The 19099-nt window shown below is 72.5% G+C and carries 15 protein-coding genes and 1 riboswitch; of the genes, 8 read left to right on the top strand and 7 right to left on the bottom strand.

All coding sequences use genetic code 11. From position 1 onward, the window contains the following. Positions 1–154 precede the first annotated feature (154 nt). The gene (locus ACIBK5_RS32265; RefSeq protein ID WP_399025093.1) at positions 155–2125 is read left to right on the top strand and encodes a potassium transporter Kup; all 1971 of its coding nucleotides are present in this window, start codon (positions 155–157) and stop codon (positions 2123–2125) included. A gap of 52 nt (positions 2126–2177) precedes the next feature. On the opposite strand, the gene cobN is transcribed toward ACIBK5_RS32265, so the two are convergent. Continuing rightward, the gene (cobN, locus tag ACIBK5_RS32260) at positions 2178–5771 is read right to left on the bottom strand and encodes a cobaltochelatase subunit CobN (RefSeq protein WP_399025091.1); all 3594 of its coding nucleotides are present in this window, start codon (positions 5769–5771) and stop codon (positions 2178–2180) included. A gap of 90 nt (positions 5772–5861) precedes the next feature. Continuing rightward, positions 5862–5937: riboswitch (cobalamin riboswitch) on the bottom strand. Positions 5938–6037: 100 nt separating this feature from the next. Here cobN and cobG point away from each other — a divergent pair. From cobG to ACIBK5_RS32245, 3 genes are read left to right on the top strand one after another with little or no spacing between them, the layout of a single operon-like run. After that, positions 6038–7321 (top strand): precorrin-3B synthase, encoded by a 1284-nt coding sequence (cobG, locus tag ACIBK5_RS32255; RefSeq protein WP_399025300.1) that lies wholly within the window; start codon positions 6038–6040, stop codon positions 7319–7321. A 16-nt stretch (positions 7322–7337) separates the two neighbouring features. Further along, the gene (locus ACIBK5_RS32250; RefSeq protein WP_399025088.1) at positions 7338–8009 is read left to right on the top strand and encodes a precorrin-8X methylmutase; all 672 of its coding nucleotides are present in this window, start codon (positions 7338–7340) and stop codon (positions 8007–8009) included. Continuing rightward, the gene (locus ACIBK5_RS32245) at positions 8006–9496 is read left to right on the top strand and encodes a precorrin-2 C(20)-methyltransferase (RefSeq protein ID WP_399025086.1); all 1491 of its coding nucleotides are present in this window, start codon (positions 8006–8008) and stop codon (positions 9494–9496) included. The genes ACIBK5_RS32250 and ACIBK5_RS32245 overlap by 4 nt, the downstream gene beginning before the upstream one ends. Before the next feature lie 22 nt (positions 9497–9518). On the opposite strand, the gene ACIBK5_RS32240 is transcribed toward ACIBK5_RS32245, so the two are convergent. After that, the gene (locus ACIBK5_RS32240) at positions 9519–10676 is read right to left on the bottom strand and encodes a HoxN/HupN/NixA family nickel/cobalt transporter (RefSeq protein ID WP_399025084.1); all 1158 of its coding nucleotides are present in this window, start codon (positions 10674–10676) and stop codon (positions 9519–9521) included. 110 nt (positions 10677–10786) lie between these two features. Further along, positions 10787–11542 (bottom strand): cobalt-precorrin-6A reductase, encoded by a 756-nt coding sequence (locus tag ACIBK5_RS32235; protein WP_399025082.1) that lies wholly within the window; start codon positions 11540–11542, stop codon positions 10787–10789. Between the two features lie 18 nt (positions 11543–11560). On the opposite strand from ACIBK5_RS32235, the gene ACIBK5_RS32230 reads away from it, so the two are divergent. Beyond that, entirely contained in the window at positions 11561–12679 is a 1119-nt protein-coding gene (locus ACIBK5_RS32230) for a cobalt-precorrin-5B (C(1))-methyltransferase (protein WP_399025080.1), read from the top strand. 55 nt (positions 12680–12734) lie between these two features. Here ACIBK5_RS32230 and cobM read toward each other — a convergent pair whose 3' ends face one another. The 4 genes from cobM to ACIBK5_RS32210 all read right to left on the bottom strand — a co-directional run bounded on the left by cobM (position 12735) and on the right by ACIBK5_RS32210 (position 16069). Then, entirely contained in the window at positions 12735–13484 is a 750-nt protein-coding gene (gene cobM / locus ACIBK5_RS32225; RefSeq protein WP_399025078.1) for a precorrin-4 C(11)-methyltransferase, read from the bottom strand. Continuing rightward, positions 13481–14752: a precorrin-6y C5,15-methyltransferase (decarboxylating) subunit CbiE gene (cbiE, locus tag ACIBK5_RS32220; RefSeq protein WP_399025076.1), complete on the bottom strand. Its 1272-nt coding sequence runs from the start codon at positions 14750–14752 to the stop codon at positions 13481–13483. Before cbiE ends, cobM begins: the two co-directional genes overlap by 4 nt. Positions 14753–14900: 148 nt before the next feature. Next, positions 14901–15944 carry an enoyl-CoA hydratase/isomerase family protein gene (locus ACIBK5_RS32215; protein WP_399025075.1) on the bottom strand — a complete coding sequence of 348 codons (1044 nt, stop codon included), beginning with the start codon at positions 15942–15944 and terminating at the stop codon, positions 14901–14903. After that, on the bottom strand, positions 15941–16069 hold the full coding sequence (locus ACIBK5_RS32210; RefSeq protein ID WP_399025313.1) for a hypothetical protein: 129 nt from the start codon (positions 16067–16069) through the stop codon (positions 15941–15943). Before ACIBK5_RS32210 ends, ACIBK5_RS32215 begins: the two co-directional genes overlap by 4 nt. A gap of 128 nt (positions 16070–16197) precedes the next feature. On the opposite strand from ACIBK5_RS32210, the gene ltnD reads away from it, so the two are divergent. From ltnD to ACIBK5_RS32195, 3 genes are read left to right on the top strand one after another with little or no spacing between them, the layout of a single operon-like run. Beyond that, positions 16198–17115: an L-threonate dehydrogenase gene (gene ltnD, locus ACIBK5_RS32205; RefSeq protein ID WP_399025072.1), complete on the top strand. Its 918-nt coding sequence runs from the start codon at positions 16198–16200 to the stop codon at positions 17113–17115. 1 nt (position 17116) lies between these two features. Then, complete coding sequence (otnK, locus tag ACIBK5_RS32200) at positions 17117–18397, top strand: 3-oxo-tetronate kinase (RefSeq protein ID WP_399025070.1); 1281 nt, start codon at positions 17117–17119, stop codon at positions 18395–18397. Further along, positions 18394–19077: an aldolase gene (locus tag ACIBK5_RS32195; protein ID WP_399025068.1), complete on the top strand. Its 684-nt coding sequence runs from the start codon at positions 18394–18396 to the stop codon at positions 19075–19077. Before otnK ends, ACIBK5_RS32195 begins: the two co-directional genes overlap by 4 nt. The last annotated feature ends 22 nt before the right edge of the window (positions 19078–19099 follow it).

The following is a 19099-nucleotide window of genomic DNA, read 5'->3' as shown; positions in this document are numbered from 1 at the left end:
TATTCGACCGGACTTCAATCACCCGTTCGCATGAGCAACGGAAAGAATCAAATATCGTGTCGCCTCGGCGTCTTCGCCGATTCGATCGGGCTCGGTATCGTCCGCCCCGACGCCCCGGGGCCATGCCTCAGCGGCCCGCACGAGGAGGAGCACCATGGCCGAGCGCCGGCAGGGACCCGCGCCGGACGACGGGTCCGCGTCGCCGGCACCCGAGGCCCGCCGGACGAACACGCACGACACGGTGCGGCTCGCGGTGGTCGTCGGTGCTCTCGGCGTGGTCTTCGGCGACATCGGGACCAGCCCGATCTACACCCTCCAGACGGTGTTCAATCCGAGCGACCCGCACCCGGTCCCGGTCAGCACGGACAATGTGTACGGGGTGGTGTCCCTGGTGTTCTGGTCGGTGATGATCATCGTCACGGTCACCTACGTACTGCTGGCGATGCGCGCCGACAACGACGGCGAGGGCGGCATCATGGCGCTGATCACCCTGCTGAGGCTGCTGAGTTCACAGCGTGGGCGCCGGGCCGCCGCCGCCTTGGCCGCGCTCGGCATCTTCGGTGCGTCGCTGTTCTTCGGCGACAGCATGATCACACCGGCGATCTCGGTGCTGTCCGCGGTCGAGGGTCTGAAAGTCGTCCAGCCGTCGCTGGAGGACGCGGTCGTGCCCATCACCGCGGTGATCATCGTGCTGCTGTTCCTGGTGCAGCGCAGGGGAACCGCCGCGGTGGGACGGGTGTTCGGCCCGGTCATGATCGTCTGGTTCGTGGCCATCGGCGCGTGCGGCGGCGTCGGTATCGCCGACCACCCGGACATCCTCAAGGCGCTGTCACCGACGTACGCGCTGGGTTTCCTGTTCGGCCACTGGGGCACCGCCTTCTTCGCCCTGGCCGCGATCGTCCTCGCGGTCACCGGCGCCGAGGCGCTCTACGCGGACATGGGGCACTTCGGCCGCCGGGCGATCACCCGGGGCTGGCTGTTCCTCGTCCTGCCCGCCTGCGTTCTCAGCTACCTGGGCCAGGGCGCCCTGATCCTCGACGACCCGGACCACATCAGCAGCCCGTTCTTCCTGCTGGTGCCGGGCTGGGGACGCTGGCCGATGGTCGTGCTCGCCACGGCCGCGACCGTGATCGCCTCCCAGGCGGTGATCACCGGTGCGTACTCGGTCGCCTCCCAGGCGGCCCAGCTGGGCTATCTGCCGAGGCTGCGCATCGCGCACACCTCCGAGTCCACCATCGGCCAGATCTACGTCCCCTGGATCAACTGGCTCCTGATGGTCTCGGTCCTCACCCTGGTCTTCGCCTTCCGCGCCTCCGAGGCGCTGGCCTACGCGTTCGGCATGGCGGTCACCGGCACCATCACCATCACCACCCTGCTGTTCTTCTACGTCGCCCGAGCCAGGTGGGGTACACCCCGGTGGCTGCTCGCCGTCGGCGCGGGTGTGCTCCTCTTCGTGGACCTGCTGTTCGTGGCGGCCAACCTGACCAAGCTCGTCCACGGTGCATGGCTGCCGCTGCTGATCGGCCTCACCGCGTTCACCGTCATGACGACCTGGCAACGCGGCCGGGCACTGGTCACCGAGGAACGGGCGCGCCAGGAAGGCCCGCTGCCCGAGTTCGTCGAACGCCTCCGTACGGGCGACGAGCCGACGGTCCGGACGCCCGGCACGGCCGTCTTCCTGAACCGGGGGAAGGAGACCGCGCCCCTGGCGATGGTGGCCAACGTCGAGCACAACCACGTGCGGCACGACCATGTCGTGATCCTGTCCATCAGGACCGAGCCCGTGCCCCGCGTCCAGGCCGACCAGCGGATCGCCGTCGACGACCTCGGGTACGCGGACGACGGGATCATCCACGTCACCGCCCGGTTCGGCTACATGGAGACACCGGACGTGCCCGGCACCCTGGCCCGGCTCGACCCGGCCGACACCGAAGGGCCGCTCCAGCTCGACCAGGCGTCCTACTTCCTGTCGAAGATCGAGATCCGGCGCGGGAAGGCCCCGACGATGGCGCCCTGGCGCAAGCGGCTGTTCGTCGCCACCTCCTACATCACGGCCGACGCCGCAGAGTACTTCGGCCTGCCCCGCGACCGTACGGTCATCATGGGCTCGCAGATCGAGGTGTAGGTGTGGTCGACGGTGCCTGACCGCCTTTCGGTCAGGCACCCGGCCCAGGTGGTCAGTCCTCGCCCTCGAGGTTCCCTTCCGTCTCCAGGTAGACCTGCCGCAGCCCTTCAAGCACCGCCGGATCGGGCTTCTCCCACATGCCGCGCGACTCGGCCTCCAGCAGCCGCTCGGCGATGCCGTGCAGGGCCCAGGGGTTGGCCTGCTGGAGGAACTCGCGGTTGGTCTCGTCCAGGACGTACGTCTCGGTGAGCTTGTCGTACATCCAGTCGGCGATCACGCCGGTCGTGGCGTCGTAGCCGAACAGGTAGTCCACCGTGGCGGCGAGTTCGAAGGCGCCCTTGTAGCCGTGGCGGCGCATCGCCTCGATCCACTTGGGGTTGACCACGCGGGCGCGGAAGACGCGCGAGGTCTCCTCCACGAGGGTGCGGGTGCGGACCGTCTCGGGGCGGGTGGAGTCGCCGATGTACGCCTCGGGCGCCGTGCCGCGCAGGGCACGGACGGTGGCGACCATGCCGCCGTGGTACTGGAAGTAGTCGTCGGAGTCGGCGATGTCGTGCTCGCGCGTGTCCGTGTTCTTGGCGGCGACCTCGATGCGCTTGTAGGCCGTCTCCATCTCCTCGCGGGCCGGGCGGCCGTCGAGTTCACGGCCGTAGGCGTAGCCGCCCCAGACCGTGTAGACCTCGGCCAGGTCGGCGTCGGTGCGCCAGTCGCGGGAGTCGATGAGCTGGAGCAGTCCGGCGCCGTAGGTGCCGGGGCGGGAGCCGAAGATGCGCGTGGTGGCGCGGCGTTCGTCGCCGTGTTCGGCCAGGTCGGCCTCGACGTGGGCCCGGACGTGGTTCACCGAGGCCGGCTCGTCCAGTGACGCCGCCAGGCGTACGGCGTCGTCGAGCAGTCCGATGGTGTGCGGGAAGGCGTCCCGGAAGAAGCCGGAGATCCGCAGGGTGACGTCGATGCGGGGGCGGCCCAGCTCCTCGGCGGGGACGGGCTCCAGCCCGGTCACACGGCGGGAGGCGTCGTCCCAGACGGGGCGGATGCCGAGCAGGGCGAGGGCCTCGGCCACGTCGTCGCCCGCCGTGCGCATGGCGCTGGTGCCCCACAGGGACAGGCCGACGGAGGTGGGCCATTCGCCGTTGTCGGCGCGGTAGCGCTCCAGCAGGGAGTCCGCGAGTGCCTGGCCGGTCTCCCAGGCGAGGCGGGAGGGGACGGCCTTGGGGTCGACGGAGTAGAAGTTGCGGCCGGTCGGCAGGACGTTGACCAGTCCGCGCAGCGGGGAGCCGGAGGGGCCCGCAGGCACGAAGCCGCCGTTCAGGGCGTGGACCGCGTGGTCGATCTCCGCGGTGGTCCCGGCGAGGCGGGGCACGACCTCGCGGGCCGCGAACTCCAGGATCGCGGCGACCTGTTCGCCGTGCTCGGTGGGGACGGCGGCCGGGTCCCAGCCCGCGTCCTCCATCGCCTGGACCAGCGTGCGGGCCTTCTCCTCCGCCGCGTCGGCGGTGGTGCGGGTGGCGGCGGACTCGTCGAGGCCCAGCGCCTCGCGCAGGCCGGGCAGGGCGGTGGTGCCGCCCCAGATCTGCCGTGCGCGCAGGACGGCGAGGACCAGGTTGACGTGGTCGGCGCCGGTGGGCGGGTTGCCGAGGACGTGCAGACCGTCGCGGATCTGGGCGTCCTTGACCTCGCAGAGCCAGCCGTCGACGTGGAGCAGGAAGTCGTCGAAGCCGTCGTCGTCGGGGCGGTCGTCCATGCCGAGGTCGTGGTCGAGCTTCGCCGCCTGGATGAGGGTCCAGATCTGGGCGCGGATCGCCGGGAGCTTGGCGGGGTCCATGGAGGAGATCTGGGCGTACTCGTCGAGGAGTTGCTCCAGGCGCGCGATGTCGCCGTAGGAGTCGGCGCGGGCCATGGGCGGGACGAGGTGGTCGACGAGGGTGGCGTGCACACGGCGCTTGGCCTGGGTGCCCTCGCCGGGGTCGTTGACCAGGAACGGGTAGATCAGGGGGAGGTCGCCGAGGGCGGCGTCGGGGCCGCAGGCGGCGGACAGGCCGGCGTTCTTGCCGGGCAGCCACTCCAGGTTGCCGTGCTTGCCGAGGTGGATCATCGCGTCGGCGCCAAAACCGCCGTCCTCTGCCCGGGCGGCGATCCAGCGGTAGGCGGCCAGGTAGTGGTGGGAGGGCGGGAGGTCCGGGTCGTGGTAGATGGCGATGGGGTTCTCGCCGAAGCCGCGCGGGGGCTGGATGAGGATCAGCAGGTTCCCGAAGCGCAGGGCCGCGAGAACGATGTCGCCCTCCGGGTTGCGGCTGCGGTCGACGAACATCTCGCCCGGCGCCGGACCCCAGTGCTCCTCCACCGACGTGCGCAGCTCCTCGGGGAGCGTGGCGTACCAGCGGCGGTAGTCGGCCGCCGGGATGCGCACCGGGTTGCGGGCCAGCTGCTCCTCGGTGAGCCACTCCTGGTCGTGGCCGCCCGCCTCGATCAGGGCACGGATCAGCTCGTCGCCGTCGCCGGAGGCGAGGCCCGGCACCTCGGCGTCCGTGCCGAAGTCGTAGCCCTCCTCGCGCAGACGGCGCAGCAGGGCCACGGCGCTGGCGGGGGTGTCGAGGCCGACCGCGTTGCCGATGCGGGAGTGCTTGGTCGGGTAGGCGGAGAGGACCAGCGCGAGGCGCTTGTCGGCCGGCTGGATGTGGCGGAGCCGGGCGTGGCGTACGGCGATTCCGGCGACGCGGGCCGCGCGCTCGGGGTCGGCGATATAGGCCGGGAGGCCGTCCTCGTCGATCTCCTTGAAGGAGAAGGGGACGGTGATGAGGCGGCCGTCGAACTCGGGGACGGCGATCTGGCTGGCCGCGTCGAGCGGGGAGACGCCCTCGTCGTTCTCCTCCCAGGCGGCACGCGAGCCCGTGAGGCACAGGGCCTGGAGGATCGGGACGTCCAGCTCGGTGAGCGCTCCGGCGTCCCAGGACTCGTCGTCGCCACCGGCCGACGCCTGGGCGGGCTTGGTGCCGCCCGCGGCGAGGACCGTGGTGATGATCACGTCGGCGGCGCGGAGTTCCTCGACCAGCTCGGGCTCGGGGGCGCGCAGGGAGGCGACGTACAGGGGCAGGGCCCGGCCGCCCCCGTCCTCGATCGCGTCGCACAGGGCGGCGACGAAGGCGGTGTTGCCGCTCATGTGGTGGGCCCGGTAGTAGAGCACGGCGACGGTCGGACCGTCGGCGCCGTCGCGGGGCGTGCGCTCCAGCGGGCCCCAGGTGGGTGCCGCCGCCGGTGCCTCGAAGCCGTGGCCGGTCAGCAGGACCGTGTCGGAGAGGAAGCGGGCGAGCTGCTCCAGGTTGGCGGGACCGCCGTGGGCGAGGTAGGCGTGCGCCTCGGCGGCGATGCCGACGGGGACCGTGGAGGCTTCCATGAGCTGGGCATCGGGGGCCTGTTCGCCGGTGAGGACGACCACCGGGCGGCCGTCGGCCAGGAGCAGGTCGAGGCCGTCCTGCCAGGCCCGGATGCCGCCGAGGAGGCGGACGACGACCAGGTCGACCCCGTCGAGGAGGCCGGGGAGGTCGTCGAGGGCGAGACGGGAGGGGTTGGCGAAGCGGTAGGGCACCGGACCCGCGGCCGCGCGGGCGCTCAGCAGATCGGTGTCGGACGTCGACAGGAGAAGGATCATGCGGCGTCGGCCTTCCTCGGGGTGTCCGCGCCCCGGGTGGTTCGAAATGGGGTCTCCCCTGCTCGGGCTGGGCCGAGCGCTCGGGGAAGGGAGTTCCTGACTCGCCCGGCCGCATGGGCCGGACTCACAGTGGCGGGACCGCGCCGGACTCGCACCGGGCTTCCTCCCCTGTCGCCTTCGTGGCGATGGCGGACCGGATGATCCGCCGCGATCATAGTAAGTGCCAGGGGAAGAGGGCACGGCATACACCAGGTGTGATGGTAGGTATGCTCGCCGCCATGTCCACGGCTGCCCAGCGCTCATCGACCCAGGCCACAGCGGTCCCACGCGACCGCGGTGACGCCTGTCCGGGGACGCTGCGGCTGCACGCGGCGGACGACGGAGCGCTCGCTCGCGTCCGGATTCCCGGCGGTGTGCTGACCGTTGCGCAGGCGGAGACTCTCGTGGCCGCGGCCGAACGGCTGGGCGACGGAGACCTGCATCTGACCTCACGCGGCAACGCGCAACTGCGGGGTCTGCCCGGCGGATGCGCCGGGGAGCTGGCCGAGTTGCTGGACGCGGCCGGGCTGCTGCCCTCGCGTGGGCACGAGCGGGTGCGCAACATCGTGGCCTCGCCGCTGTCCGGTCTCGACGGGCGGGGCGTGCTGGACGTACGCCCCTGGCTGACGGCCCTGGACACGGCGTTGTGCGCGAGCGAGGCGGCGCGTGACCTGTCGGGACGCTTTCTGTTCGCCCTCGACGACGGACGCGGCGACGTGGCCGGACTCGATGCCGATGTGACGGTACGGGCGACGGCGGACGGCGGCGCGGAACTCGCGCTCGGGACGGCCGGAGAGGCGCTGCACGTCGGTGTCGCGGAAGCGGCCCGGGCGGCGCTGGTGGCCGCGGAGGCCTTCCTGGAGGCGGCCCGGACGAGCGGGGACCGTGTCTGGCGCGTGGATGAACTGTCGCTTTCCGGCGGCGAGTTGCTCGAGGCGGTCGGTCGGCGGCTGCGAGCGGAGGGTGTCCGGCACCAGCGGCGGGACCGGGAGACCGGACGCACGGCCGGCCCGCCACCCGGAGCCATCGGGGCCGGCCTCTCCGTACACGTTCCCCTGGGACGGCTCTCGGCGCAGCAGTGGCGTGAACTGACGCACGTCGCCGACGGTGAGCTGCGTCTCACCCCGTGGCGCGGTGTGGTTCTTCCCACACATGGAACGGACCCGGACGAATCCCTCGCCCGGCTCGCCGCCACCGGCCTCGTCACCGATCCCGGCTCCCCCTGGCTGCGCGTCGGCGCCTGTATCGGCAGGCCCGGCTGCGCCAAGTCACGGGCGGACGTACGGGCCGACGCGGCCGGGGCCCTCGACGCGATCGGGCCGGGAGGCCTCCCCTTGTACTGGTCCGGGTGCGAACGCCGCTGCGGGCACCCCCGGGGCGACCGCGTCGATGTGGTCGCCGCTCCGGAAGGCGGCTACCTGCTCTCCACCGCCGTGAGCGGCCGGAAACCCGCGACCACCTCGATCGACGACCCCGCCCGACTCGCCGGCGCCCTGGCGGCGATCATCTGATGACACCTACGACGACATGACCCCTACGACGACCGAAGGCAGCGAGAAGGACACCGTGACCACGTACGACTACGAGAAGGACGGCCCGGCCATCTACCGCCAGTCCTTCGCCACCATCCGCGCGGAGGCGGACCTCACGGCCCTGCCCGCCGACGTCAGCCAGGTCACGGTCCGGATGATCCACGCCTGCGGGATGGTCGACCTCGTACGGGACCTGGCCTACACCCCGGCCGTCGTGGCCCGCGCCCGTGAGGCCCTGCGCGGCGGCGCGCCCATCTTCACCGACGTACAGATGGTGGCCAGCGGTGTGACGCGCAAGCGGCTGCCCGCCGGCAACGACGTGCTGTGCACGCTCTCCGACCCGTCCGTGCCGGAGCTGGCGGCGAAGCTGGGCACCACGCGCAGCGCCGCCGCGATGGAGCTGTGGCGGGACCGGCTGGAGGGCTCGGTGGTCGCCGTCGGCAACGCGCCCACCGCCCTGTTCCGGCTGCTGGAGATGATCGAGGAGGGGGCGCCCCGGCCTGCCGCCGTCATCGGTGTCCCGGTCGGTTTCGTCGGGGCCGCCGAGTCCAAGGACGCGCTGGCCGCACACCCGTCGGGCCTGGAGCACCTGGTCGTGCGCGGCCGACGCGGGGGCAGTGCCATCGCGGCCGCCGCGCTCAACGCGATCGCGAGTGAGGAAGAGTGAGCGGCAAGCTGTACGGGGTGGGGCTCGGCCCCGGTGACCCGTCCCTGATGACCGTACGGGCCGTGGAGGCCATCGCCGAGGCGGACGTGATCGCGTACCACAGTGCGCGGCACGGCCGTTCCATCGCGCGCTCGATCGCGGCGAAGCACATCCGCGCCGACCACATCGAGGAGCGGCTGGTCTACCCGGTCACGACCGAGACCACCGACCACCCCGGTGGCTACAAGGGCGCGATGGAGGAGTTCTACGCCGAGGCGTCGGCGCGGCTCGCCGCGCACCTGGACGCGGGACGGACGGTCGCGGTCCTCGCCGAGGGCGATCCGCTCTTCTACGGCTCCTACATGCACATGCACAAGCGGCTGGTCGACCGCTACGACACCGAGGTCGTCCCCGGCGTCACGTCCGTGTCCGCCGCCGCAGCCCGGCTGGGCACCCCGCTCGCCGAGGGCGAGGAGGTGCTGACCATCCTGCCGGGCACGCTGCCGGAGGAGGAGCTGACCGCACGGCTCGCCGCGACCGACGTGGCCGTGGTGATGAAGCTGGGGCGGACCTTCACCAAGGTGCGCGGCGCGCTGGAGAGTTCGGGGCGGCTCGGCGAGGCCCGCTATGTCGAGCGGGCCACCATGGCCGGGGAGCGGCTCGCCGAACTGGCGGACGTGGACCCGGAGTCGGTGCCGTACTTCTCGGTGGCCGTGCTGCCCAGCCGGGTCGACGCCGAGCGGCCCGAGGCCCGGGAGCGGGGCGAGGTCGTGGTGGTCGGTACCGGGCCTGCCGGTCCGCTGTGGCTGACGCCCGAGACGCGGGGTGCGCTGGCCGCCGCCGACGACCTGGTCGGCTACACGACCTATCTCGACCGGGTGCCGCGACGTCCCGGGCAGGTCCGGCACGGTTCGGACAACCGGGTCGAGTCGGAGCGCGCCGAGTTCGCCCTGGATCTGGCCCGGCGCGGGCGGCGGGTCGCGGTCGTCTCGGGCGGCGACCCGGGCGTCTTCGCCATGGCGACGGCCGTGCTGGAGGTCGCGTCGCAGAAGGAGTACGCGGACGTCGTGGTGCGGGTGCTGCCGGGTGTGACGGCCGCCAACGCGGCGGCGGCCCGCGCGGGCGCCCCGCTCGGGCACGACTACGCCGTCCTCTCGCTCTCCGACCGGCTCAAGCCGTGGGAGGTCATCGCCGAGCGGCTGGGCGCGGCCGCCTCGGCCGACCTGGTGCTGGCGCTGTACAACCCCGGTTCCCGCAGCCGTACCTGGCAGGTGGGCAAGGCACGGGAGCTGCTGCTGGAGCACCGGGCGCCGGACACCCCGGTGGTGGTGGCACGGGACGTGGGCGGCTCGGGTGAGCGGGTCCGGATCGTGCGGCTGGCCGACCTGGACCCGGCCGAGGTCGACATGCGCACGATCCTGCTGGTCGGGTCCTCGCAGACGCGGGCCGTACGGCGCGGGGACGGCGAGGAGATCGTCTGGACCCCTCGGCGCTATCCGGAGGCGTGAGCGCGGGCGGCGGCGCCGCGGGTCAGCCCTCCTCGGCCGGGACAGCGGCCGAGGCAGGGGCCGGGGCAGCGGCCGAGGCGGGGGCCGGGGTGGTCCGCGCCAGGCCCGCCGTCCACTTCTCCTCGATGCGGGCGGCCTTCCACACCACCAGGGCCACGGCCCAGGTGGCGAAGAACAGCCCCACGATGACGTAGCCGATGACGTTCAGGTCCAGGCCGGACACCCAGTCCCAGAACGGGCCGTGCAGATCCGCCTTCTCCGCGATCAGGCCGAGCAGTTCGACCGTGCCGATGAGGAGGGCCACGGCGACCGACAGGCCGGTGACGGTGAGGTTGTAGTAGACCTTGCGGACCGGCTTGGAGAACGCCCAGCCGTAGGCGAAGTTCATGAACGTGCCGTCGATGGTGTCGAGCAGCGACATGCCGGCCGCGAACAGGACCGGCAGGCACAGGATCGCGTACCAGGGCAGGCCGGACGCCGCGCCCGAACCGGCCAGCACCAGCAGGGCGATCTCGGTCGCCGTGTCGAAGCCCAGGCCGAAGAGCAGGCCCAGGGGGTACATCTGCCACGGCTTGGTGATCGACTTCATCAGGCGGCCGAGGACGCGGTTCATGAACCCCCGGTTGTCGAGCTGCTCCTCCAGTGCCGCCTCGTCGAAGTGGCCCGAGCGCATCTGCCGGAAGACCTTCCAGATCCCCACCATGATCACCAGGTTGATGATCGCGATGATGTACAGGAACGTCCCGGAGACGGTGGTGCCGATCCAGCCGGCGAGACCGTGCAGGGTGGAGTCGTCGTTCGCGACCGGTCCGGCCAGTGCCTTCACGCCGAGGGAGAGCAGGAAGGCGAGGAGGAAGACGATCGAGGAGTGCCCGAGCGAGAACCAGAAGCCGACCGACAGGGGGCGTTGCCCCTCGCTCATCAGCTTGCGGGTCGTGTTGTCGATGGCGGCGATGTGATCGGCGTCGAAGGCGTGCCGCATGCCCAGGGTGTAGGCCGTGACGCCGATCCCGATGCCGAAGGTCCGCTCGCCCAGGCTGTAGTGCTCCGGGGCGACGATCACCACGAGCGTGAACCAGCCGATGAGGTGCAGCGCGAGGATGAACGCGGCCATTCCGCCGAGGCTCGTCCACTCCTTGCGGGTCATCGTGGTGCGGGCGGATGCGTGAGCGATGGTCATGGAGGCGCGGGCCTTACGTGTCGGCGATCGGCTGTTCTCAGCCGCACCCTCCAGACTTCTGCGAGCATGTTGCAGGTACAAGACCGAGGCGGCAAAGCCCCCGTCAGGTTTCAGCCAGCAGCCGGGAAAGTGCGCCGGCTCCTGATCCACCGGACCGCTTCCTCCGGCTCCCCCACCACCTCCACCTCTCCGGGAACCGGCGGCCTGCGGACCACGACCACCGGCAGCCCGGCCTCCCGCGCGGCCGTGAGCTTGGGTGCCGTGGCGGCTCCTCCGCTGTCCTTCGTCACGACGACGTCGACGCGATGGCGGCGCAGCAGCTCGCGCTCGCCGTCGAGGGTGAAGGGGCCGCGGTCGAGCAGTACCTCCATGCGGAGCGGGTGGGGGGCCTCGGGCGCGTCGACGGAACGGACGAGGAACCACAGGTCGTCCAGGGCGGCGAAGGCGGCCAGGCCCATGCGCCCGGTGGTGAGGAACACGCGGCGGCCGAGCGTGGGCAGCAGCGTCGCGGCCTCGTCCAGGGAGCCGACCTCGCGCCAGTCGTCACCGGCTACCGGGACCCAGCCGGGGCGCCGCACCGCGAGCAGGGGAACATGGGCTGTGGCGGCGGCCCGTGCCGCGTGGAAACTGATCGTCCCTGCGAAAGGGTGGGTGGCGTCGATGAGTGCGTCCACCCGGTGCTCGGTGAGCCACGCGGTCAGCCCCTCCACGCCGCCGAAGCCGCCGATCCGGACCTCGCCCGGGGGCAGCCGGGGGCCGGCCACCCGCCCGGCGAGGGAGCTGGTCACGGTCAGGCCGGGTGTGCCGTGGAGCAGTTCGGCGAGGCGGCGGGCTTCCGTGGTCCCGCCGAGTATCAGTACGTGCATGGGAGTCCAGGTCCGTTCATGAGCAGCGAAGTGAAGGGTGGCCGCAGGGCCCAGCTGGAGCACACCGGCCTGCGGCACGGGTGGACCACCGGCGCCTGTGCGACGGCGGCCACGACGGCCGCGTACACGGCGCTGCTGACCGGGGAGTACCCCGACCCGGTGACGATCACCCTGCCCAAGGGGCAGACGCCGTCGTTCGCGCTGGCGGCCGAGGAGCTGGGCGCCGGATACGCGATGGCGGGCGTCGTGAAGGACGCGGGCGACGACCCGGATGTCACGCACGGCGCGCTGGTCCGGGCCACGGTACGGCGGCTGCCCGCCGGGGCCGGGGTGGTCTTCAGGGCGGGGCCCGGGGTCGGGACGATCACCCGCCCCGGCCTGCCGCTGCCGGTCGGCGAGCCCGCCGTGAACCCCGTGCCCCGCCGGATGATGCGCGAGCACGTGGCCGAGGTCGCCGCCCGGCACGGTGGCAGCGGCGACGTAGAGATCACCGTCTCCGTCGACCACGGCGAGGAGATCGCCCGCTCCACCTGGAACCCGCGGCTGGGCATCCTGGGCGGCCTGTCCGTCCTCGGCACCACCGGGATCGTGGTGCCGTACTCCTGCTCGGCGTGGATCGACTCCATCCGCCGGGGTGTGGACGTGGCGCGGGCCGCGGGCCGTAGGCATGTCGCCGGGTGCACCGGTTCGACGTCGGAGAAGACGGTCGTCGCCGAGTACGGGCTGCCCGAGGACGCCCTGCTCGACATGGGCGACTTCGCGGGCGCCGTGCTGAAGTACATCCGCCGCCATCCCGTGCACCGTCTGACGATCTGCGGTGGCTTCGCCAAGCTGTCCAAGCTCGCCGCCGGCCATCTCGACCTGCACTCCGGCCGTTCCCAGGTCGACAAGGGCTTCCTCGCCGAACTGGCCCGGCAGGGCGGTGCGGACGAGGCGCTGCGGGCCGAGGTGGCCGAGGCCAACACCGGTCTCGCGGCCCTGCAGTCGTGCATGGCCGCCGGTGTGCCGCTGGGTGACCTGGTCGCCAGGACCGCTCGTGACGAGGCGCTGGCCGTGCTGCGCGGTGCGCCGGTCACGGTGGACGTGATCTGCATCGACCGGGCGGGCACGGTGGTGGGGCGCAGCTCGGTGGCCTGAAGGCGCAGCTCCGTGGCCTGAGCGCCCGGGTGCCGGAAGTGCCTCCCCGAGCCGTTCAGCACACGTGACGCTCCCGCTCCGCCGAGTAGAGGTGGCTGTCCCGGAACCCCTCCGCCCCCAGCGTCCGCCCGACCATGATCACGGCCGTGCGCAGCACACCGGCCTCCTTGGTCTTCCCGGCGATCTCGTCGAGGGTGCCGCGGATGATCACCTCGTCCGGACGGGAGGCGTAGGCGACGACGGCGGCCGGGCAGTCGGCGCCGTAGTGCGGGAGGAGTTCGCCGACCACGCGGTCCACGTAACCGGCGGCCAGGTGCAGCACGATCAGCGCGCCGCTGCGGCCGAGGGTGGCCAGGTCCTCCCCGTCGGGCATGGCGGTGGCACGCTGGGCGACGCGGGTGAGGATCACGGTCTGGCCGACGGTGGGCACGGTCAGCTCCCGTTTCAGGGCCGCCGCCGCGGCGGCGAAGGCCGGGACGCCCGGGACCACCTCGTAGGGCACTTGGGCCGCGTCCAGCCGTCGCATCTGCTCGGCGACCGCGCTGAACACCGACGGGTCCCCGGAGTGCAGCCGCGCCACGTCGTGCCCCTCGTCGTGGGCGCGGACCAGTTCGGCGGTGATCTCGTCCAGGGTGAGCTGCGCGGTGTCCACCAGCCGCGCGTCCGGCGGACATTCGGCCAGCAGCTCGCGCGGGACCAGGCTGCCCGCGTAGAGGCAGACCCGGCAGGCCCCGAGGGTGCGGGCGCCGCGCACGGTGATCAGATCGGCGGCACCGGGTCCGGCGCCGATGAAGTACACGGTCATCTGTTGGCTCCCGAAGGGGTGTCGAGGGTCTTCTGTACGGCCCACTGGGTCACGGGCATCGCCTGCCGCCACCCGGTGAAGCCGCCCACGGGCACCGCGTGCGCCACCGCGAGCCGCACCAGTTCGCCGCCGTGACGACGGTGGGCGCCGGCGAGGAGCGCCTCGGACTCCAGCGTCACGGTGTTGGCGACCAGCCGCCCACCGGCCGGCAGGGCCTCCCAGCAGGCGTCGAGGAGGCCGGGCGCGGTGAGACCGCCGCCGACGAACACGGCGTCGGGCGGGGGCAGTTCGGCCAGGGCGGCGGGCGCGGCGCCCGTGACGACCCGCAGGCCGGGCACGCCGAGGCGGTCGGCGTTGCGGATGATGCGTGCGGCGCGCACCGGGTCCCGCTCGACGGTGATCGCGCGGCACGAGGGGTGGGTGCGCATCCACTCGATGGCGATCGAGCCCGAGCCGCCTCCGATGTCCCACAGCAGTTCCCCGGGGGCGGGGGCGAGTGTGCCGAGCGTGACGGCGCGGACGTGCCGCTTGGTGAGCTGCCCGTCGTGCTCGTACGCGTCGTCCGGGAGGCCGGGCACGGCGCCGAGGCGCGGGGCGTCCGGGGCGCGGTGGCAGGTGACGGCGACGATGTTGAGGGGGTCGCCGGGTGGCCGCGCCTCCGGCCAGTCGTCCGCGGTGGCCTCGTCGGTCATGCGCTCCCGCGCGCCGCCGAGTTGCTCCAGGACCCGCATCCGGCTCGCCCCGAATCCCCGGTCCCGCAGCAGGGCGGCGACCTCGCCGGGTGTGCCGGCGCCCGCGCTGAGGACGAGGATCCGCCGGCCGTCGTGCAGGGCGGCGGCGAGACGGGCGGCGGGCCGGCCGACGAGCGTGACGACCTCGACGTCCTCCAGCGGCCAGCCGAGGCGGGCGGCGGCGTGGGAGACGGAGGAGGGGTGGGGCAGGACGCGCAGGGCGCCCGCTTCCCCGACCTCCTCCGCGAGGGCGCGTCCGATGCCGTAGAACATGGGGTCCCCGCTGGCCAGTACGGCGATCCGGCGGCCGGCGTGTGCCGCGAGCAGGCCGGGGACCGCGGGACGCAGGGGCGAGGGCCAGGCGATCCGCTCCCCGGCGCAGTGCGGAGGCAGCAGGTCCAGCTGACGCGGGCCGCCGATCAGGACCTCGGCCTCGCTCAGCGCGGCACGAGAGACGTCCGTCAGGCCCTCCCAGCCGTCGGCCCCGATCCCGACAACGGTCACGGCGGCGGTCGGTGCGGGACGTGCGGGGTTCACTGCGCGGTACCTCGGGATTCGGGGGCAGCTGTCGTGGCGACAGAGGGGCACTCTACTGGGCGCCTACCAGCACAGCTGTGCTCGGGTACGCCTTTCCCCGGCCCTTGTCGCACACCACGTCGCACCAGCCCGCGGCCGTGCCCGGCCTCTACTCGGATCCGTCGAGGCCGAGTTCGCGCTCGCCGAGGGGTGCGAAGAAGCGCTCCACGTCGGCGTCGGTGACCTCGCCGAGAGTCGCCGGTGACCAGCGGGGTTCGCGGTCCTTGTCGATGACCTGGGCGCGGATCCCCTCGACCAGGTCGGGCGTGGTCAGGGACGCGCAGGAGACCCGGTACTCCTGCTCCAGCACCCGCTCCAGCGAGCCGAGCCGGCGGGCGCGGCGCAGGGCGGTGAGGGTGACCTTGAGCGAAGTGGGCGACCTGGCCAGCAGGGTCTCGGCGGTTTCCTTGGCCGCCGGGTCGCCGTGCGCGAGCAGCCGCTCGACGATCTCCTCGACCGTGCCGGAGGCGAAGCAGGAGTCGATCCACTCCCGCTGTCCCGCCAGTTCCCCTTCCGGTGCGGGCTCCACATGCCGGTCCAGGGCTTGCTCTACGGGCATCTCGGCGAGGTCGTCGACGAACCGCCCCAGCGCCTCGGAGGGTACGTAGTGGTCGGCGAGGCCGCACAGCAGTGCGTCACCGGCGCCGATCTGGGCGCCCGTCAGCGCGAGGTGGGTGCCGAGTTCGCCCGGGGCGCGGCCGAGCAGATAGGTGCCGCCGACGTCCGGGACGAAGCCGATGCCGGTCTCGGGCATGGCGATCCTCGACCGCTCGGTGACGACACGGACGCTGCCGTGCGCGGAGACACCGACGCCGCCGCCCATGACGATGCCGTCCATGACGGCGACGTAGGGCCTGGGGTAGCGGGCGATGCGGGCGTTGAGGTGGTACTCGGCGTGCCAGAACGCGGCCGAGGCGGTGCCGTCCCCGTCACGGGCGTCGTCGTGGATACCGCGGATGTCGCCGCCCGCGCACAGGCCGCGCTCCCCCGCTCCGGTGATGACGACGGTCTCGACGGCCGGGTCCCGCTCCCAGTCGGTCAGGGCCTCGTCGATGCGGCGCACCATGGCGTGAGTGAGGGCGTTGAGGGCTTTGGGCCGGTTGAGGAGGATGTGGGCGGCACGGCCCGTCGTACGGAACTGGACGTCGGTCATCCGAGTGCCTCCGTCAGGCCTCGGGCCGCGATGACGCGCATGATCTCGTCGGTTCCTTCCAGGAGCTGGTGGACTGGCAGGTCGATCTTCTCCATGCCGTACCCGCCGAGGTGAGGCGCCCCCACGCGAAGAGGGTGAGTGACGGACATCACACGTCGCATTTTGCTGTCCTCAGGTCATCATATGACCTGATCTCGCGGCGGGCGGTTGAGTGCAACCGCCTTCCGGACGGCACAGCAAGGCGAGGATGGGCATGAGCGACCAGAACAAGCCCGAACGACCGCGCGTGGGCGTGGTGGGTCTAGGAGCCATGGGCCTCGGAATGGCCCGGAGCCTGCGGGCGGCAGGGTACGACGTCGGCGTTCACGACCTGCGTCCTGAGACGGCCGCGGACTTCGCCCGCGACGGCGGGACGGCGTTCGGGACCTGTGGCGAGCTGGCGGCCGCGGTGGACGTCCTGGTCGGTGTGGTGGTGAACGCCGCGCAGGTCGAGACCGTGCTGTTCGGTGCCGGGGGCGCGGCCGGCCGGCTCCGCCCCGGCTCCGTCTTCGTCATGTGCTCCACGGTCGATCCGGGCTGGTCCGCCGCGCTCGAAGGCCGCCTGGCCGAACGGGGCGTGCTGTACCTGGACGCTCCCATCTCCGGCGGCGCCGCTCGCGCCGCGGCCGGTGAACTCACCATGATGACGTCGGGCTCCATCGAGGCGTACGCCCTCGCCGACCCGGTGCTCGAGGCCATGAGCAGCACCGTCTACCGCCTGGGCGAGCACGCGGGGCTAGGCTCGAAGGTCAAGATCGTCAATCAGCTGCTGGCGGGCGTGCACATCGCCGCCGCGGCCGAGGCGATGGCCCTCGGCATCAAGGCGGGCGTTCCCGCCGAGGCGCTCTACGAGGTCATCACGCACAGCGCCGGCAACTCCTGGATGTTCGAGAACCGCATGGCCCATGTGCTCGACGGTGACTACACGCCGCTGTCGGCCGTCGACATCTTCGTCAAGGACCTCGGGCTCGTGCTGGACGCCGCCCGGCCGGAGCGGTTCCCTCTCCCCCTTGCCGCGACCGCCCACCAGATGTTCCTCCAGGCCTCGGCGTCCGGACTGGGCGCCGAGGACGACAGCGCGGTCATCAAGATCTTCCCGGGCGTCGACCTGCCGAAGCCGGTGGAGGCCTGACATGGGAATCCGTCTCGGATGCATCGCCGACGACTTCACCGGTGCCACGGACCTCGCCAACAACCTGGTGCGCGCGGGCATGCGGGTGGTCCAGCTGATCGACACACCACCGGCCGGCGTCGAGGAGGCGATCGACGCGGACGCGGTGGTCATCGCCCTCAAGTCGCGGACCGTCCCGGCGGCCGACGCCGTCGAGGCGTCGCTGCGGGCACTGGCCTGGCTGCGGTCCCTGGGCGCCGAGCAGATCTACTTCAAGTACTGCTCCACCTTCGACTCGACTCCGGCCGGCAACATCGGGCCGGTGACCGAGGCCCTGATGGACGCGCTGGGCACCGGCTTCACGGTCGCGACGCCGGCGTTCCCCGACAACGGGCGCACGATCTTCAAGGGGCATCTCTTCGTCGGCGACGTGCTGCTCAGCGACAGCGGCATGCGCCACCACCCGCTCACCCCGATGACCGACTCCAACCTGGTCTCCGTCCTCGGCGCGCAGACCACGCGGCAGGTCGGCCTCATCGACCACACGGTCGTCGCCGACGGCGTCGAGGCCATCCGAGCCCGCGTCGACGCCCTGCGTGAGGGCGGCTTCGGGCTCGCCGTCGTCGACGCCGTCTCCAACGACGACCTGGTGCGCCTTGGCGCGGCCGTCCAGGGGTTCCCGCTGGTGACCGCCGGCTCGGGGCTGGCGATCGGCCTGCCCGCCAACTGGGGGTTCAAGCCGACCCGCGCCGCCGCGGAACTGCCGCCTCCCGGCGGTCACCGAGCCGTCGTCTCCGGCTCGGTCTCGACTGCCACCAACCGTCAGGTCCTCGAGTACCTGCGCACAGGACGGCCCGCCTTCAGCGTGGACCCGCTGCGCGTGGCCGCCGGCGAGGACGTGGTCGGGCAGGCCCTGGCCTTCGCCGAGTCGCACCTGGACGACGGTCCGGTGCTCGTCTACTCCACCGAGTCCGCCGACACGGTCCGGACCGTCCAGGGCCGGCTGGGTGCCGCCGAAGCCGGTGAGCTCGTGGAGCGGACGCTCGCCCGCGTCGCCCAGGGGCTCGTGGAGCGCGGCGTGCGCCGACTGGTCGTCGCGGGAGGTGAGACCTCGGGGGCGGTCGTCCAGGCGCTCGGCATCACCGGCCTCCGGATCGGGCCGCAGATCGACCCCGGAGTGCCCTGGTGCGCGGCGGCGCTTCCGGGCGGAGACACACTCCACATCACGCTCAAGTCCGGCAACTTCGGCGGGCCCGACTTCTTCACCCGCTCCTTCGCGCTCCTGGACGAGGAGGCCGTATGAATCCGCAGCCGACAGCGCTTGACGAAGGCGTCGAGCAGGCCCGCGACGAGATCGTCCGGGTGGGCACCAGCCTGTTCGCCCGGGGCTACGTCCACGCCAGCGCGGGCAACATCAGCGCCAAGGTCGGCGACCACCATCTGATCACGCCCACCGACGCCGCCCTGGGATTCCTCGAACCCGGCCGCCTGGCGCTGGTCGACGCCGCAGGTGAACAGGTCGCGGGCGACCGTGCCAGCAAGACCCTGACGCTCCACCGGCGCATCTGCGCCGCCGACCCCACGGCCCGGTTCGTCGTCCACACCCACTCCACACACCTGGTCGCGCTCACGCTGGCCGGTGTGTGGAGCGCCGAGGACGTGCTGCCGCCCGTCACGCCGTACTACGTGATGAAGGTCGGGCACGTCCCGCTCATCCCCTACCACCGGCCCGGCGACCCCCGCGTGGCCGACCTGGTGACCGCCCTCATCGCCGACCACGCAGCGAGCCGCACGCCCATCAGGGCGGTGCTGCTGGACCGGCTGGGCCCCGTGGTCTGGGGCCCCGACGCGGCCACCGCTCTCGCCGTCCTCGAAGAACTCGAGGAGACGGCACGTCTCTGGCTCCTGACCGACCGTCGCCCCGAGCCGCTCCCCGATCACGCGCTCGATGAACTGAGGTCCACGTTCAACGCCGCGTGGTGAACCCCTTCTCCCCTGCCGGAGA

Source organism: Streptomyces sp. NPDC050546 (assembly GCF_044457425.1).
Lineage (GTDB): Bacteria > Actinomycetota > Actinomycetes > Streptomycetales > Streptomycetaceae > Streptomyces.
Note: the sequence above shows the minus strand (reverse complement) of the source record. Positions and strands in the feature narration are given on the sequence as shown.

Coding starts and splice junctions, on each gene's coding strand:
- ACIBK5_RS32265 (WP_399025093.1), top strand. CDS start 155: ATGGCCGAGCGCCGGCAGGGACCCGCGCCGGACGACGGGTCCGCGTCG.
- ACIBK5_RS32240 (WP_399025084.1), bottom strand. CDS start 10,676: ATGACCATCGCTCACGCATCCGCCCGCACCACGATGACCCGCAAGGAG.
- ACIBK5_RS32215 (WP_399025075.1), bottom strand. CDS start 15,944: ATGACCGACGTCCAGTTCCGTACGACGGGCCGTGCCGCCCACATCCTC.
- cobG (WP_399025300.1), top strand. CDS start 6,038: ATGCTCGCCGCCATGTCCACGGCTGCCCAGCGCTCATCGACCCAGGCC.
- ACIBK5_RS32195 (WP_399025068.1), top strand. CDS start 18,394: ATGAATCCGCAGCCGACAGCGCTTGACGAAGGCGTCGAGCAGGCCCGC.
- cobM (WP_399025078.1), bottom strand. CDS start 13,484: ATGACCGTGTACTTCATCGGCGCCGGACCCGGTGCCGCCGATCTGATC.
- ACIBK5_RS32235 (WP_399025082.1), bottom strand. CDS start 11,542: ATGCACGTACTGATACTCGGCGGGACCACGGAAGCCCGCCGCCTCGCC.
- ACIBK5_RS32250 (WP_399025088.1), top strand. CDS start 7,338: ATGACCCCTACGACGACCGAAGGCAGCGAGAAGGACACCGTGACCACG.
- ACIBK5_RS32230 (WP_399025080.1), top strand. CDS start 11,561: ATGAGCAGCGAAGTGAAGGGTGGCCGCAGGGCCCAGCTGGAGCACACC.
- cobN (WP_399025091.1), bottom strand. CDS start 5,771: ATGATCCTTCTCCTGTCGACGTCCGACACCGATCTGCTGAGCGCCCGC.
- ltnD (WP_399025072.1), top strand. CDS start 16,198: ATGAGCGACCAGAACAAGCCCGAACGACCGCGCGTGGGCGTGGTGGGT.
- otnK (WP_399025070.1), top strand. CDS start 17,117: ATGGGAATCCGTCTCGGATGCATCGCCGACGACTTCACCGGTGCCACG.